Source organism: Tsukamurella sp. M9C (assembly GCF_020169415.1).
GTDB lineage: Bacteria > Actinomycetota > Actinomycetes > Mycobacteriales > Mycobacteriaceae > Tsukamurella.
Genome location: NZ_JAIULG010000042.1, coordinates 27,125 through 41,941 on the forward strand (window position 1 = coordinate 27,125; position 14,817 = coordinate 41,941).

13 protein-coding genes are annotated in these 14,817 nt (G+C 71.4%); 8 read left to right on the forward strand and 5 right to left on the reverse strand.

The annotated features are described in order from the left end of the window. Window positions 1-24 precede the first annotated feature (24 nt). The 4 genes from LB823_RS17820 (at window position 25) to LB823_RS17835 (ending at window position 4,631) form a co-directional block, all read left to right on the forward strand. Complete coding sequence (locus LB823_RS17820; RefSeq protein ID WP_224649581.1) at window positions 25-1,473, forward strand: DUF6350 family protein; 1,449 nt, start codon at window positions 25-27, stop codon at window positions 1,471-1,473. Between the two features lie 79 nt (window positions 1,474-1,552). Beyond that, complete coding sequence (purN, locus tag LB823_RS17825) at window positions 1,553-2,167, forward strand: phosphoribosylglycinamide formyltransferase (protein WP_224649582.1); 615 nt, start codon at window positions 1,553-1,555, stop codon at window positions 2,165-2,167. Continuing rightward, complete coding sequence (purH, locus tag LB823_RS17830; RefSeq protein ID WP_224649583.1) at window positions 2,164-3,711, forward strand: bifunctional phosphoribosylaminoimidazolecarboxamide formyltransferase/IMP cyclohydrolase; 1,548 nt, start codon at window positions 2,164-2,166, stop codon at window positions 3,709-3,711. Before purN ends, purH begins: the two co-directional genes overlap by 4 nt. A 155-nt stretch (window positions 3,712-3,866) precedes the next feature. Then, a complete protein-coding gene (locus tag LB823_RS17835; protein ID WP_224649600.1) occupies window positions 3,867-4,631 on the forward strand; it encodes a class II aldolase/adducin family protein in 765 nt (254 codons plus the stop codon). Between the two features lie 134 nt (window positions 4,632-4,765). On the opposite strand, the gene LB823_RS17840 is transcribed toward LB823_RS17835, so the two are convergent. Together LB823_RS17840 and LB823_RS17845 are read right to left on the reverse strand one after the other, a co-directional pair. Continuing rightward, complete coding sequence (locus LB823_RS17840) at window positions 4,766-5,821, reverse strand: IS110 family transposase (RefSeq protein WP_224649603.1); 1,056 nt, start codon at window positions 5,819-5,821, stop codon at window positions 4,766-4,768. A gap of 647 nt (window positions 5,822-6,468) precedes the next feature. Further along, window positions 6,469-6,819, reverse strand: a complete 351-nt coding sequence (locus LB823_RS17845) for a helix-turn-helix transcriptional regulator (RefSeq protein ID WP_224649584.1) — start codon at window positions 6,817-6,819, stop codon at window positions 6,469-6,471. Between the two features lie 16 nt (window positions 6,820-6,835). Here LB823_RS17845 and LB823_RS17850 point away from each other — a divergent pair, with 16 nt between their 5' ends. The 4 genes from LB823_RS17850 (at window position 6,836) to LB823_RS17865 (ending at window position 11,707) form a co-directional block, all read left to right on the forward strand. Continuing rightward, window positions 6,836-7,303 carry an SRPBCC domain-containing protein gene (locus LB823_RS17850; RefSeq protein WP_224649585.1) on the forward strand — a complete coding sequence of 156 codons (468 nt, stop codon included), beginning with the start codon at window positions 6,836-6,838 and terminating at the stop codon, window positions 7,301-7,303. 42 nt (window positions 7,304-7,345) lie between these two features. Beyond that, entirely contained in the window at window positions 7,346-8,209 is an 864-nt protein-coding gene (locus tag LB823_RS17855; protein WP_224649586.1) for a hypothetical protein, read from the forward strand. Window positions 8,210-8,325: 116 nt separating this feature from the next. Next, the gene (locus LB823_RS17860; RefSeq protein ID WP_224649587.1) at window positions 8,326-9,720 is read left to right on the forward strand and encodes a sigma 54-interacting transcriptional regulator; all 1,395 of its coding nucleotides are present in this window, start codon (window positions 8,326-8,328) and stop codon (window positions 9,718-9,720) included. Beyond that, window positions 9,710-11,707 (forward strand): VWA domain-containing protein, encoded by a 1,998-nt coding sequence (locus tag LB823_RS17865; protein ID WP_224649588.1) that lies wholly within the window; start codon window positions 9,710-9,712, stop codon window positions 11,705-11,707. Before LB823_RS17860 ends, LB823_RS17865 begins: the two co-directional genes overlap by 11 nt. Here the strand turns inward: LB823_RS17865 and LB823_RS17870 are convergent, their stop codons facing one another. The 3 genes from LB823_RS17870 to LB823_RS17880 all read right to left on the reverse strand — a co-directional run bounded on the left by LB823_RS17870 (window position 11,708) and on the right by LB823_RS17880 (window position 14,522). Further along, a complete protein-coding gene (locus LB823_RS17870; protein WP_224649589.1) occupies window positions 11,708-12,310 on the reverse strand; it encodes a DUF1707 domain-containing protein in 603 nt (200 codons plus the stop codon). A 154-nt stretch (window positions 12,311-12,464) separates the two neighbouring features. Further along, on the reverse strand, window positions 12,465-13,445 hold the full coding sequence (locus tag LB823_RS17875; RefSeq protein WP_224649590.1) for a hypothetical protein: 981 nt from the start codon (window positions 13,443-13,445) through the stop codon (window positions 12,465-12,467). Between the two features lie 138 nt (window positions 13,446-13,583). Then, window positions 13,584-14,522, reverse strand: coding sequence for an AEC family transporter (locus tag LB823_RS17880; RefSeq protein WP_224649591.1), 939 nt, complete (start codon window positions 14,520-14,522; stop codon window positions 13,584-13,586). Window positions 14,523-14,817: the final 295 nt, after the last annotated feature.

Consider the following 14,817-nt stretch of genomic DNA (forward strand, 5'->3'; position numbering starts at 1 on the left):
CACTGCGATGTCACAGTGGTGAAGATGATCGACTCAGCGCGCGCCGCCGGGCCGGGCCAGAGCGAGACCCGGCCGCTGTTCGTGATGGCCTTCGGGCCGTCGCTCGTGACCCTCGCGTCCACCCTGCTGGTGGGCGTGGTGGTCCTGCTCACCACGTCGACGGGGCTCGGGGCGATCGCCCCGACCGTCGCCGGACTGTGGCTGGCCGTGCACCAGGTGCCGGTCACCATCAGCGACATCACCCTCGGCGTGCTGCCCTTGATCCCCACCGCCGCGCTGGTCGTGGGCGTCGCCCGGGCCGCGCGCCGCGCCGGCGGCGAGGGCCGCCCGCTCGCTGATCTGCGCTCGGTCCTGCTCTGCGCCATCGCCGGCCCCGCCCTCTTCACCGCCATCGCGCTGGCCGTCGTCAACGACGCCGCCGGGCGGTTCACCATCGGCACGCCTCCGCCGCTCACCGCCTTCGTCGCGACCGTCGCGGTCCACCTCGGGGCCGCCCTCATCGGCCTCGCGCCCGCGTACTGGCGCGACGTGGCCCGCTTCCTCCGGATCCCCTCCTGGGTCGACGACTGCGCCCGCCTCGCGGGCCGCGCCCTGCTCACCTTCGGCGCCGTGGGCCTGGCCATCGTCGTGGTGCGTCTCGTGATCCGCTGGGAGACGGTCTTCGAGCTCGTCCGCTCCGGCAACGACGCCGTCGGCATGGTGTCGCTGGTGCTGCTCTCGCTGCTGTACCTGCCCAACGCGGTGATCGCCGCCGCCGCCCTGCCGCTCGGCGCGACCGTGGACCTGGGTCCGATCTCGATGAGCGTCTTCTCGGCGGTCCCCGGCCGCGCGCCCGGCGTGCCGATCCTCGCGGTGCTGCCCCAGGGCCCGTCGCCCTGGTACCTGCTGCCGCTGCTCGCGGTACCGGCCTTCGTGGCGGTCCAGGTGGGCCGACGGTGCGCCGCCCGCTCCCTCGACCTCGGGCCGACGGTGACGGCCGTCGCCGCCACCGCCGCGCTCACCGCGACCGGTTTCGCGGCCGCGGCCTTCCTCGCCGGCGGCGAGCTCGGCGGCTTCGGCTACGCGGGCGCCGACCTGCTCCAGGTCTTCGGCTTCACCCTCGGCTGGATCGGCCTCGTCGGCGTGCTCGCCGCGCTGGTGCTGCAGCAGGCCGGCGAGTCCCGCGCCGTGCGCGCCGCGCGCCGGGCCGAGGAGGAGGCACCGTCGGGCTACACCACCTACGCCGACGAGGCGGACGTGATCGACGACGGCGTGACCGTGGAGATCGAGCCCGCCGAGCGCGGCGACCACGACGACGAGCAGCGCGAACCCGAGGACGAGGCGGCCGACACCGGCGACTTCGACGCCCTCGCCGAGCAGCCCACCGAGGAGGTGCGGCCGGTGTCCCGGCAGGCCGTCGGGCCCGCCGCCTCGAAGCGCGAGCGCGACATAGCAGACATCGAGGAACTGGACAGCTACACCTTCGGGCAGTAGCCCGACGGGGCGGCGCTAGGCTGTTGCCGAATCGTCCCTCTGCGAGGAGTGCATCCTGACCACGCCCAGCCCCACGGTCGTGCCGCCGTGCGCGCCCGCCCGGATCGTCGTGCTGGCGTCCGGCACCGGCTCGTTGCTCGAGGCGCTGCTCGCGGCGGCGGCGGAACCCGGCTATCCCGGGTCGGTGGTCGGGATCGTCGCGGACCGGACCTGCCGCGCGCTGGAGGTCGCCGCGGACGCCGGCATCGACTCCGCCGAGGTCCCCCTGAAGGCGTACGAGGACCGCGCGGCGTGGGACGAGGCGCTCACGGCCGCCGTCGCCGAGCTGGAGCCGCACCTCGTGGTCGCGGCCGGCTTCATGAAGATCCTCGGCCCCGCCTTCCTCGCCGCGTTCGGGGGCCGCGTCATCAACGCGCACCCCGCGCTGCTGCCCGCCTTCCCGGGCGCCCACGCCGTTCCCGCTGCCCTCGAGTACGGAGTCACGCTCACCGGCTCCACTGTGCATCTCGTGGACGCGGGGCTGGACACCGGACCGATCCTCGCGCAGGAGGCGGTCGCGGTGCAGCCGGGGGACACCGAGGAGACCCTGCACGAACGGATCAAGGTCGTTGAGCGCCGGCTTCTGACAGAGGTCGTCGCCGCAGTCGCCCGCCAGGGCTACAGCACGGATGGACGAAAGGTCACCATTCCATGAGCAGCAACATCCCGATCAAGCGCGCGCTCATCAGCGTGTACGACAAGTCGGGCCTGGTGGAGCTGGCCACCGGCCTGGCCCAGGCGGGCGTCGAGATCGTCTCGACCGGCTCGACCGCGCGCACCATCGCGGACGCGGGCGTCGCCGTGACCCGCGTCGAGGACGTCACCGGTTTCCCCGAGTGCCTCGACGGCCGCGTCAAGACCCTGCACCCGAAGATCCACGCCGGCATCCTCGCCGACACCCGCCTGCCCGAGCACCTCGAGCAGCTGCGCGAGCTGGACGTGAAGAAGTTCGAGCTGGTCGTCGTGAACCTCTACCCGTTCACCGACACCGTCGCCTCCGGCGCCTCCGAGGACGAGTGCATCGAGCAGATCGACATCGGCGGACCGTCGATGGTGCGCGCCGCCGCCAAGAACCACCCGTCGGTGACCGTGGTGGTCTCGCCCGACGACTACGGCGACGTGATCGACAGCGCCCGCCGGGGCTTCTCGCTGGAGCAGCGCAAGTCCTTCGCCGCGAAGGCCTTCCGGCACACCGCCGACTACGACGTGGCCGTCGCCTCGTACATGACCTCGGTCGTGGCCCCCGAGCCCGACCAGAAGTTCCCGTCGTGGATGGGCGGCACCTGGACCCGGGAGGCCGTGCTCCGCTACGGCGAGAACCCGCACCAGGGCGCGGCGCTGTACGTCGGCGGCGCGAAGTCCGGGCTGGCGCAGGCGCAGCAGCTGCACGGCAAGGAGATGAGCTACAACAACTACACCGACGGTGACGCCGCCTGGCGCGCCGCCTACGACTTCAACGAGCCGGCCGTCGCGATCATCAAGCACGCCAACCCGTGCGGCATCGCGATCGGCAAGGACGTCGCCCAGGCGCACCGCAAAGCGCACGCCTGCGACCCCGTCTCCGCCTACGGCGGCGTGATCGCCGCGAACCGCGAGGTCAGCCTGGAGATGGCCGAGCAGGTCTCGGAGATCTTCACCGAGGTCATCATCGCGCCCTCGTACGCCGACGGTGCGCTCGCGGTGCTGCAGCGCAAGAAGAACATCCGTGTGCTGCTCGCCGAGCCGCCGGTGCTGGGCACCGAGATCAGGCAGATCACCGGCGGCCTGCTGGTGCAGCAGTCCGACGCCATCGACGCCGCGGGCGATTCGCCGGACGAGTGGACGCTGGCCGCGGGCGAGCCCGCCGACGAGGCCACCCTCGCCGACCTCGAGTTCGCTTGGCGCGCCTGCCGCGCCGTGAAGTCGAACGCGATCCTGCTGGCCTCCCGCGGCGCGTCCGTGGGCGTGGGCATGGGGCAGGTCAACCGCGTCGACTCGGCGCAGCTCGCCGTGACCCGCGCGGGCGACCGCGTGCTGGGCTCGGTCGCCGCGTCCGACGCCTTCTTCCCGTTCCCCGACGGCCCGCAGATCCTCATCGACGCGGGCGTGAAGGCGATCGTGCAGCCGGGCGGCTCCATCCGCGACAAGGAGGTCGTCCAGGCGGCCGTCGAAGCGGGCGTGACGATGTACTTCACCGGGACACGCCACTTCTTCCACTGATCCGCGCGTAGCGAACGCCTCCGGGGTGAATCATTGACCCCCGGGGGCGTTCGCCGTTTCCGCCCCCTCGTCGTGCCCGCGGCGATCGCACGGAGGAGATGTCGATGCAGGTGCCAGCCGAATACCTACCGCTGCTCGAGGCCGCCGTCGGGCCGATGCCCGAGAACGCCGAGCTGCCCCTGCCGCCCATGGGGCTGTCCGTCGACGAGGAGCGCGAGCAGCGCAAGCGCGACCTCGCCGTGGCCTTCCGCGTCTTCGGCCGGCTGGGCTTCTCCGAGGGCGTGGCGGGGCACATCACGGCTCGCGACCCGGGTGACCCCGGCCTGTTCTGGGTGAATCCGTTCGGCATGAGTTTCAACCAGATCCGCGTCTCGGACCTGATCTGCGTGGACCACAACGGCGTCGTCGTGCACGGCCGGCGGCCCGTGAATCGGGCCGCGTTCGTGATCCACGCGCAGGTGCACGACGCGCGGCCCGACGCCGTGGCCGCCGCCCACGCGCACTCCGTCCACGGCAAGGCCTTCTCGTCGCTGGGCATCCCACTCGCGCCGCTCACGCAGGACGCCTGCGCCTTCTACGAGGACCACGGCATCTACGACGACTACGCCGGCGTGGTGAACGAGACCCTCGAGGGCAAGCGGGTCGCGGCGGCGATCGGCGATGCGAAGGCCGCGATCCTCAAGAACCACGGGCTCATCACCGTCGGCGGGTCGGTGTCCTCGGCCGCCTGGTGGTTCGTGACGATGGAGCGCTCCTGCCAGGCGCAGCTCCTCGCGATGGCGGCGGGGGAGCCGCAGGAGATCGATCCCGCGACGGCGCGGTTGACCCACTCGCAGGTCGGCGGCGACATCGCCGGCTGGTTCCAGTTCCGCCCGCTGTGGGAGCAGACCGTCGCCTCCTCGCCCGACGTCTTCGAGTAGACCGCCGCTCGGCGGGTCGAGAACGAGTTCGGGGGCGCGGGTGCTGCCGGACGACGCCGACCCGCAGCGCGTCGTCGCCGAGCATCAGGCAGTAGACGGCCAACTCCGCCGAACAGCCATGCGTTTCTCCTATGTCAAGCGGCGGTCGGGAGGGCGGTGTCGGGGGCTGCTTTCGCGTCGGTTCTGAGGGTGTTGAAGACGGTGCGGGCTAGTCGTCGTTTGAGGCAGCGGAGGGCTTCGCGTTTGGTGTCGCCGGCGGCGAGGCGCTTGCGGTAGTAGATCTGGCCGCGGCTGTCGGGCATGCGGATCTGGGTGATCGCGATCCGATGCAGGGCGCAGTTCAGTTGCCGGTTGCCGGTTCGGGTCATCCGGACGCGACCGTTGGTGCTGCCGGACCAGACGGAGATCGGGGCAACCCCGGTGTGCCGGGCGTAGGCGGCTTCGGTGCGGAACCGTTGAATCCCTGCGGTCTCGCCGACGATCTTGGCGGCGGTCAACGCTCCGCATCCGGGCAGTTCAAGGAGGGCGGGAGCGATTGCGGCAGAGGCCTTCTCGATGCGTCTGGCCAGGGTGTTGATCTGCTCGGTGAGGCGGTCGATGTCGGTGAGTTCGTCGAGGGTGAGCTCAGCGACCAACCCGGTTTGGGTGGTGAGCCACTCGCGGATCGCGGTCCGATGTTTGCGGCAGTCCAAGGTCTGCGGCTTCGGTTCCCGGCGGGGCTCGAGCTCGTGCAGATGCCACCGCAGCCGGTTGATCATCGCGGTGCGGATCTTGACCAGGTCCTCGCGGCGGTCGACCAGCAGCTTCAGCTCGCGGGACCGCTCATCATGGGACGCGACCGGCAGGTCCGGCTCCCGGAGCACCGCGCGGGCGACGGCGAGAGCATCGATCGGGTCGGACTTGCCCCGGGTTCGGGCGGAGGCGCGGACTTGGGCCATCAGCTTCGCCGGGACCCGCACCACGTGCTGCCCGGCGGACAGCAGGTCACGTTCGAGACGGGCGGACATCTGCCGACAGTCTTCGATTCCCCAGGTCAGATCGGTTCCGAACTCGGACCTCGCCCAACGGATCACCTTCTGATGCCCGACCGTGGTGGCCGCGACGACCTTCTCGCCGAGCCTGCGGCCGACGTCATCGACGGCGACGAAGGTGTGCGTGCGCTTGTGTACATCGGTTCCAACTACAACCATGGTGGTTGCCTCCCAATCCTGTGAGGTGGATGGTTGGACCGGCCGGCGGACACATCTCAGTGGGGGCGGTGCCACGCTCCTATCAAGTCACGCCGGTCGGTTCCAGCTCACCGAGCACCGGCAAAACGCATGGTGACCAGCCCTGAACGAGCGGGGCGGCAGGCGCGCATAGAGCCAGATGCCCGGTGAACTGAACCCAACCACCGCAGCGGCGTCAGCACCAGAGACTCCCCAGCTAAGAAAGTGTCTCGGGCCGGTGACACGACCGCGGCAGCTCCAGAATCACACTGAGCTGCACGCATGGGGTGTGACCAGCTGATTTCCGATCGAGTTATGCGAGCGACGCATAACTGGTGCGGGCGTGTGTCGTGCCCCGGCAGTGGAGGGGCTCGACTGAGCGGGCGACGGAGCGCAGGCGCGAAGTGTGCCACGGTGCGCGACGGCTGAGTGGCCTTCGTCCGCGTGGGCTGCGCGGCAGGCCCTCGGTCCCGAGGGGAGTCGCACCGAGGTATGCGGCCGGCGCATGGCTTGCCTCCGTTCGCGCAGGTCAGAGGGGATGCGTCAGACGCATCGCCGGCTGACGGGACTCGTATGTCCCGCCAGACCTCCGCCGCCGCGCCTGCCGAGCCCCGTCGACGTCGCCGGACTCAGTCGCGGGTGAGGTCGTCGAGGAGGGACACCGCCGCGCGGGCGTACTCGCCGATCCAGCGGTCGTGGATGCGCTTGATGGGGACGGGCGCCAGCGTGAGGTGTCGCTCGCGGCCGACCTTGCGGCCGATCACCAGCTCCGCGCGCTCGAGGACGCGCAGGTGCTGCAGCACCGTCGTGCGGTCGAGGTCGGGGAACTGCGCGCACAGGTCGCCCGTGGTGCGGGGCGACTCCTTGAGCACGTCGAGCATGCGGCGACGGGTGGCGTTGGCGAGCGCCTTGAAGACGGCGTCGTCCGCGTCGTCGTCGCCGGCGGGTTCCGCGGAGCCCTTGCGATCGCTCGTAGACATGTTGTAGTTTTATCACATGTCCGAACTCAAAGAACTCTCCTTCACCGTCTCCGGCTACGTGGCGCGCCCCACTGCGCAGGTCTACGAGGCCGTCGCCGACCCCGACCAGCTGTCCAAGTACTTCACCACCGGCGGCGCCCGCGGCCGACTGGAGCCGAACACCGAGGTCACCTGGGACTTCGCCGACTTCCCCGGAGCCTTCCCCGTGCAGGTCGTCGAGGCGACGCCGCACTCGAAGATCGTGATCCGCTGGGACGCCGAGAACGCCGTCGCCGGCGACGGCCACACCACCACGACCTTCGAATTCGCGCCGATCGACGACGACAGCCGCACGCTCGTCACCATCACCGAGTCGGCGTGGACCGCGACCGAGGACGGCGCCAAGGGCGCGTTCGGCAACTGCATGGGCTGGACCGGCATGCTCGCCGCGATGAAGGCCTGGGTCGAGCACGGCATCAACCTGCGCGAGGGCTTCTACAAGTAGCCCACCGTCGACATCCCGCGCCCGCCCTGACAGGGTGAGGGCATGTCGGACAACGCCGTCGCCCTCGCCCGGACCGCCTACGAGACGGTCGAACCCTTCCACGTCGTCGCTTACTTCAATCCCGGTATCCGGGACGCGGTCAGCGACTTGGGGATCGACCAGCACGCCTTCTACGTGGGCGCGCGGGCCGCACCGATCGGCGAGGCGCACGCCGCCGTCGTCGCCGCGGCCTTCTACAACTTCGCGCCGTCGCTGATCGAGGCCGCCTGGCCGGTCGCCGTCGACGCCGGCCTGGCCGAGATCGACGAGCGCCGCTACGTGATGCTCGCGGAGCAGTACCGCACCATCCTCGCCGGGATCGACCCGGCCGAGGTGCGCGCGCTCGCCGACGGATTCGGCACCGTCGTCGCCAACCTGCCCCTGGCCGGCCGGACGCTCGCGGCGGCCTGGGCGTCGTCGACGGTCCCCGACGACCCGGCCCTGGCGCTCTGGCGCCACCTCTCGGTGCTCCGCGAATGGCGCGGCGACAACCACCTCGCCGAGCTGATCCGGCACGGTCTGACGGGCCTGGAGGCGGGCGTCCTGCACGAGGCCGACCTGCCCGACCCGGACGTGCGCCGCCGCGTCATGGGCCGCCGGTTCTTCCGCATCACCCGCGGCTACAGCGAGCAGGAGTGGGGCGACGCGGTCGCGCGCCTCACCGAGCGCGGCCTGGTCGAGGGCGACGCCGAGGAGCACCGGCTCACCGCCGAGGGCATGGGCGTCTACCTGGACATCGAGGCCGGAACCGACGCCATCACCGCGGCGGCCTTCGGGCCCGGGACCGAGGAGCTGATCACCCGCATCCGGCCGCTGACCAAGGCCGTGATCGACGCGGGCGTCATCCCCGGCACGAAGAAGAAGTAGCCGCCGATTCCGCGGTGCCGCCCTCGGCAACCCCGCCGACGTGAGCGTCTATTCCCGGTTTCGCTGCGGGCGTACTCGCTAGGGCGGGGGCCGCGGATCGGCGTAGCGTTGACGGCGTGAGCACTGCACGCCCCGACACGCTGCCCGCCACCCTCGGCGAACTCAAGGCCTCCGGCCACGTCTACCGCGGGATCAAGGACGAACTCCGTAACAACCTGCTCGCCGCGCTGCGCGCCGACACCGATCCCTGGGACGGCATCCAGGGCTTCGACGACACCGTCATCCCGCAGCTCGAGCGCGCCCTCCTGGCCGGCCACGACGTGGTCCTGCTCGGCGAGCGCGGCCAGGGCAAGACGCGGCTGATCCGCACCATCGTCGGCCTGCTCGACGAGTGGACCCCCGTGATCGACGGTGCCGAGCTCGGCGAGCATCCGTACCACCCGATCACGCCCGCCTCCATCCGGCGCGCGCAGGAGCTGGGCGACGAGCTGCCCGTCGCATGGAAGCACCGCGACGAGCGCTACTCCGAGAAGCTGGCGACGCCGGACACGTCCGTCGGCGACCTGGTCGGCGACGTCGACCCCGTCAAGGTCGCGCAGGGCCGCAGCCTCGGCGATCCCGAGACCATCCACTTCGGCCTCATCCCGCGGGCGCACCGCGGCATCGTCGCCGTCAACGAGCTGCCCGACCTCGCCGAGCGCATCCAGGTCGCGATGCTCAACGTGATGGAGGAGCGCGACATCCAGGTGCGCGGCTACACGCTGCGCCTGCCGCTGGACGTGCTGCTCCTGGCGTCGGCGAACCCCGAGGACTACACCAACCGCGGCCGCATCATCACGCCGCTCAAGGACCGCTTCGGCGCCGAGATCCGCACGCACTACCCGCTGGACCTCGAGGACGAGGTCGCGGTCATCGAGCAGGAGGCCGACGTCGTGGCCTCCGTGCCGCAGTACCTCACCGAGGTGCTGGCCCGGTTCACCCGCGAGCTGCGCGAGTCGCCCGCCGTCGACCAGCGGTCCGGCGTCTCCGCCCGGTTCGCCATCGCGGCGCAGGAGACCATCGCCGCGGCGGCGCTGCACCGCGCGGCCGTGGGCGGCGAGGAGCTGCCCGTCGCGCGCCCCGTCGACCTGATGACGGTGCCCGACGTGCTGCGCGGCAAGGTCGAGTTCGAGGCCGGCGAGGAGGGGCGCGAGATCGCGACGCTCGTGCACCTGCTGCGTCGCGCGACGGCCGAGACGATCGGCGAGTACCTGCTGGGCGTCGACCTGGGGCCGCTCGTGGAGGCCATCGAGGCGGGCGGGCCCATCGTCACCGGTGACGACGTGACCGCCGCCGAGCTGCTGACCGCGCTCCCGGAGGTCCCGGTCCTCGCGGAGGTCTACCGCCGCCTCGAGGCCGAGTCGCCGGGGGAGCGGGCCGCCGCCGCCGAGTTCGCGCTCGAGGGGCTGTACCTGGCCCGGCGGATCGGCAAGGAGTCCGACGAGGAGGGCCAGACCGTCTATGGCGGATAGGTCCTCGCGCGCGGGGCGCGACCGGCAGGGACGGCGCGGGCACCTGGCCCGGTACCGCCGCTACACCGGCGGGCCCGATCCGTTGGCGCCGCCGGTGGATCTGCGGGACGCGCTCGACGAGATCGGCCGCGACGTGATGAGCGGCGTCTCCCCGCGCCGCGCGCTGCAGGAGTACCTGCGCCGCGGCGGCGAGAACCGTCGCGGCCTCGACAAGCTCGCCGAGCTGGCGAACCGCCGGCGGCAGGAACTGTTGCAGCGCAACAACCTCGGCAAGACCTTCGAGGACGTGCAGAAGCTGCTCGACGAGGCGGTGCTCGCGGAGCGCAAGGAGCTCGCCCGGGCGCTGGACGACGACGCCCGGTTCCAGGAGATGCGCATCTCGAACCTGCCGCCGTCGGCGGCGCAGGCCGTGCGCGAGCTGGGCGACTATCCGTGGCGCTCTCCCGAGGCCGCACAGAAGTACGAGGAGATCCGCGACCTGCTCGGCCGCGAGCTCCTGGACCAGCAGTTCGCCGGGATCAAGCAGGCCCTCGAGGGCGCGACCGACGAGGACCGCGCGGCGATCCAGAAGATGCTCGACGACCTGAACACCCTGCTGGACAAGCACAACGCCGGCACCGCGACGCAGGACGACTTCGAGGACTTCATGGCCGAGCACGGCCAGTACTTCCCCGAGAACCCGCGCAACATCGACGAGCTCATCGACGCCCTGGCCCAACGCTCGGCGGCCGCGCAGCGGCTCTACAACAGCCTCACGCCCGAGCAGCGGGCCGAGCTGGAGGAGCTGTCGCAGGCGGCCTTCGGCTCGCCCCAGCTCTCCCAGGCGCTGAGCGACCTCACCGGCAAGCTCATGGACGCCCGCCCCGGCGAGGACTGGTACGGCAGTCAGGAGTTCGAGGGCGATTCCGGGATGGGGTTGGGGGATGCCACGCAGGCGATGCAGGACATCGCCGACCTGGAATCCCTTGCCGAGCAACTGAGCCAGCAGCACAACGGCGCCGCGCTCGACGACATCGACCTCGACGCACTGCAGCGGCAGCTCGGCGACGAGGCCGTCGCCGACGCGCGGACACTCGCCGAACTGGAGAAGGCGCTCAAGGACCAGGGCTACTTCTCCCGGGACCCCGACGGAGCGCTGCGCCTGTCGCCCAAGGCGATCCGGCAGCTGGGCCAGTCGATCCTCCGGGACGTCGCGGACCGTCTGACCTCCCGCGGAGGGGAGCGCAACACCGCCCGCGCCGGTGCCACCGGCGAGACCACCGGCGCGAGCCGGGAGTGGCGGTTCGGCGACACCGAGCCCTGGGACGCCACCCGCACCGTGCTCAACGGCGTGCTCCGCCAGGCCGCCTCCGGCGAGTCGGGCCCGGTGACGCTGGACGCCAAGGACATCGAGGTCACCGAGACCGAGGCGCGCAGCCGCGCCGCCGTCGCGCTGCTCGTGGACACCAGCTTCTCCATGGTGATGGAGGGCCGCTGGCTGCCGATGAAGCGCACGGCTCTCGCTCTGCACCAGCTGATCTCGACCCGATTCCGCGGGGACGACCTGGCGCTCATCAGCTTCGGGCGGTACGCGCGCACGCTCAGCGTCGGCGAACTGACGGGGCTGGACGGCGTCTACGAGCAGGGCACCAACCTGCACCACGCGCTCGCCCTGGCGCAGCAGCACTTCCGGTCGCATCCGAACGCGCAGCCGGTGCTCCTAGTGGTCACCGACGGCGAGCCCACCGCGCACCTCGAACGCGACGGCGAACCCTTCTTCGACTACCCGCCGCACCCGCGGACCATCGCGATGACGGTGCGCGGACTGGATGCGGTTGCCGCGCAGGGCGCGCAGATCACCGTCTTCCAGCTGGGCGACGACCCGGGCCTGACCCGCTTCCTCACCGCCGTGGTGCGGCGCGTCGGCGGGCGGCTGGTCTCGCCGGACCTGGACGGGCTCGGTGCCGCCGTGGTCAGCGACTACCTGGGCAGTCGCAAGCGCAGGTAGCTACTTGATCTCGACCTCAACGCCGCCCCAGAAGGCGAAGCCCTTCACCACGATCCGCGGGCCGGTGGGATCACCCGTCTGCGGATTCTTGTGGTCGAAGGCGCCCATCACGCCCACGCCCTCGACGTGCACGTTGGCGCCGCGCGGCAGGATGATCTTCACGCCGCCCATGACGGCGTAGGCGTTGAGCGTCACGTCGCCGACGAGGAACGTCGCCTCCCGCAGGTCCAGCGAGACGCCGCCCCAGAACGCGATCGCGGTGTGCTCGGGCCCGACGGCGACCGGCCCACGCACCTTGGTCTCCGACATCACGGCCCACTTGGTCTCGCCCATCCGCGGCACGCCGGCCGGCGCGGTCGACGGTGCGCGGTAGGCCGGGGCCGCCGTCGCGGGGAGGTTCTGCACGGCGGGCAGGTCCACCACGAGCCGGTCGAGATCGGCGAACGTGCGGGCCGCGACCGCCTGGTGCGAGCGGTCCTCGTACTCGGGAAGCGTGAGTTGCCCGAGGCCGAGGGCCTCGGAGAGCATCTCGACCACCCGGTTGCGGTCGTGATCGGATGCTCGGAGGACGTCGCGGCGCAGGGGCTCCAACTCGTCGGACATGCCCTCGACTCTAGGCGAATCGCCCGGCGTCGCGCTTCCCAAAAACTGCTTCGCCTTCAGGGGGCGCACTCGTCCCGGAACGCGACCGTCCCCCGGTCCGAGGGACCGGGGGACGGTGCTGCTCCCGCGGGGGAGCGAGATGTTCGGTGCCGCGTCAGAGCAGGCGACCCACCACGGGGAGGCGCTTGAGCAGCAGCGCGATCCCGGAGGGCTGGCCCTTCTTCGGGGCCTTCTCCTCGGCCTTCGCGACCGTCTTCGACGGTGCCTTCGGCGCGGCCTTCGCGTCCGCCTTGGCGGCGGGCTTCGAGGACTTCGCGTCGATCGAGGCGGGCGCCTTGCTCTTCGAGGCGGCGTCCTTCTGGGCGGCGATCGGGGTGATCTTGGCCTCGGAGGCCTTGACCGGCGCCTTCTTCGCGGCGGGCTTGGCGGCCGCGGGCTTCGCGGCCGGCTTGGACGCAGCGGTCTTGGCGGCAGCCGGCTTCGCAGCAGCAGTCTTGGCAGCAGCGGGCTTGGTGGCGGCCGGCTTCGCAGCGGCGGGCTTGGTGGCGGCGGACTTCGCCGGCGCCTTCTTCGCGGGCGCCTTCTTGGCCGGGGCGGCCTTCTTCGCGGCCGGGGTCGCCGTCTTGGCGGCGGCCTTCTTGGCCGGGGCCTTCGCGGCGGCCGGCTTCTCAGCGGCGGGCTTGGCGGCGGGCTTCTCAGCGGCGGCGGGCTTCGCGGCACCGTCGAGGCCGAGAACGGCCCAGGCGTCCTCCCACGCGGCGACGGCGTCGGCGGTCACGGCGAGGTTGGTGCCGGCGGTCAGCGCCTTGCCCGGGTTCTTGCCCTCCCACGCGGCGGCGAGCTTCGCCACGTGCGCGGCGTAGTCGGCGGCCGGGGCGAGCGCGATCGGCGCACCGTCGGACAGGTCGACGAGCGCCCACGCGGTGACGGGGGCCTTCGCGGCGGCCTCGGTCTTACGGGCCTGCCATGCGTCACCGGTGGTGGCCTTCACGCGGAGCGTCTCGGTACGGCCGTCGGCTGCGGTCACGGTGACGAGGGTCGTGCTGCCCTTCGTGGTCACCTCTGCCTTGCCCCCGCGGGCCTCAACGGCAGAGACGAACAGGTCGACGGCGCGCTGTGCGGCGGTCTGAGCCATGGGGTCTCTCCTGGGTTCGGTTCGTAGTGCGCCGTTCAGCGCCCTACTCGTGAGTTCATTAACCCACGAGTAGTTTCGTCAACCCAAGCCGAAACGGGGGTCACAGGCGTAATGTGACGGGGTCGTACGTCACATTCGTCAGGTGAGAAGGACCGCGATCAGCATGATCGCCGGAATCGACAGGGCCGTTGTGATAAGCCCGGAATCCCTCGCCAGGATTACGCCCCGGTTGTACCGCAGGCCGTAGACCAGCACGTTCTGCGCGGTCGGGAGGGCGGCGGTCACCGTCTGCGCCATCAGGGCGTGCCCCGACTGCCCGAACAGGAAGCGCGCCATCGCCCACGCCAGTACGGGCATTGCGATCATCTTGAGCACGGTCGCCAGGGCGATGTCCCGGCGGGGCGCCTCGCCCTTCTGGAGCACCCGCACGCCGCCGAGCGAGAGCCCGAAGACGATCAGGGCCATCGGGACGGAGGCGTCGCCGAGCAGCTTCACCGGGCTCATCAACCACTCCGGCGGGTGCCACCGCGTCAGGGAGATCGTGAGCCCGATCAGCGCGCCGACGACGATCGGGTTCAGCAGCGGGGTCGCGACGGTGCGCCACAGCGGCTGCTTCGGCCCCGTGCGTTCGCGGGCCTCGGCGAGGTCGAGCATCGTGAGCGCGATCGTCGAGAAGACGAGGATCTGGAAGAGCAGCAGCGGCGCCACGTACGAGGTGTCGTGCAGCACGAAGACCGCGATCGGGATGCCGAGGTTCGACGAGTTCACGTAGCTCGAGGCGAGCGCGCCGATCGTGGCGTCGCCCATCGTCCGCCGCCAGAAGACGCGGACGATCACGTAGTAGACCGCCGCGATCGCGAGCGCCGACCCCGCGCTCACCCACAGCCGCGAGCTGAAGAGGACGGTCACGTCGGTGGTGGCCAGCGCGTGCAGCAGGAGCGCCGGCGTCAGCAGGTAGAAGACCAGCAGCGACAGTTGCTTCTCCGGCTGCTCGCCCAGGACTTCCAACCGGCCGAGGAGCCACCCGGCCGCGATGATGATCGCGATCACGGCGAAGCCTGCCAGCACGGAAGTCACGTGCCAGAAGGTTACGCGACCGAACTATCACCGCCTCGCGGGTGGGTTCGGTGCACGCGGCGCTCGACCCTCGGATTCTGTCCGGAATGGACAGGGCCGGCGCGGCTGTTCGACGGGCCTCCCCGGTCGCGACACAGCGCCGCGCGGGCGCCGCATGGGGGACGTCGACGCCGCGTGGGGGACGGTCGGTCCCCCCACAGGAAGCCGGTCGTGCGGTGGGGGAAGAACCGCGGCGTGGGGGACGTCGACGCCGCGTGGGGGACGGTCGGTCCCCTCCGGGAAGCCGGTGGTGGGG

Bases quoted from the DNA above. Each gene is read 5' to 3' on its own strand.
- LB823_RS17820 (WP_224649581.1), top strand. From the start codon at position 25: ATGATCGACTCAGCGCGCGCCGCCGGGCCGGGCCAGAGCGAGACCCGG.
- purH (WP_224649583.1), top strand. From the start codon at position 2,164: ATGAGCAGCAACATCCCGATCAAGCGCGCGCTCATCAGCGTGTACGAC.
- LB823_RS17835 (WP_224649600.1), top strand. From the start codon at position 3,867: ATGCCCGAGAACGCCGAGCTGCCCCTGCCGCCCATGGGGCTGTCCGTC.
- LB823_RS17840 (WP_224649603.1), bottom strand. From the start codon at position 5,821: ATGGTTGTAGTTGGAACCGATGTACACAAGCGCACGCACACCTTCGTC.
- LB823_RS17845 (WP_224649584.1), bottom strand. From the start codon at position 6,819: ATGTCTACGAGCGATCGCAAGGGCTCCGCGGAACCCGCCGGCGACGAC.
- LB823_RS17850 (WP_224649585.1), top strand. From the start codon at position 6,836: ATGTCCGAACTCAAAGAACTCTCCTTCACCGTCTCCGGCTACGTGGCG.
- LB823_RS17855 (WP_224649586.1), top strand. From the start codon at position 7,346: ATGTCGGACAACGCCGTCGCCCTCGCCCGGACCGCCTACGAGACGGTC.
- LB823_RS17865 (WP_224649588.1), top strand. From the start codon at position 9,710: ATGGCGGATAGGTCCTCGCGCGCGGGGCGCGACCGGCAGGGACGGCGC.
- LB823_RS17870 (WP_224649589.1), bottom strand. From the start codon at position 12,310: ATGTCCGACGAGTTGGAGCCCCTGCGCCGCGACGTCCTCCGAGCATCC.
- LB823_RS17875 (WP_224649590.1), bottom strand. From the start codon at position 13,445: ATGGCTCAGACCGCCGCACAGCGCGCCGTCGACCTGTTCGTCTCTGCC.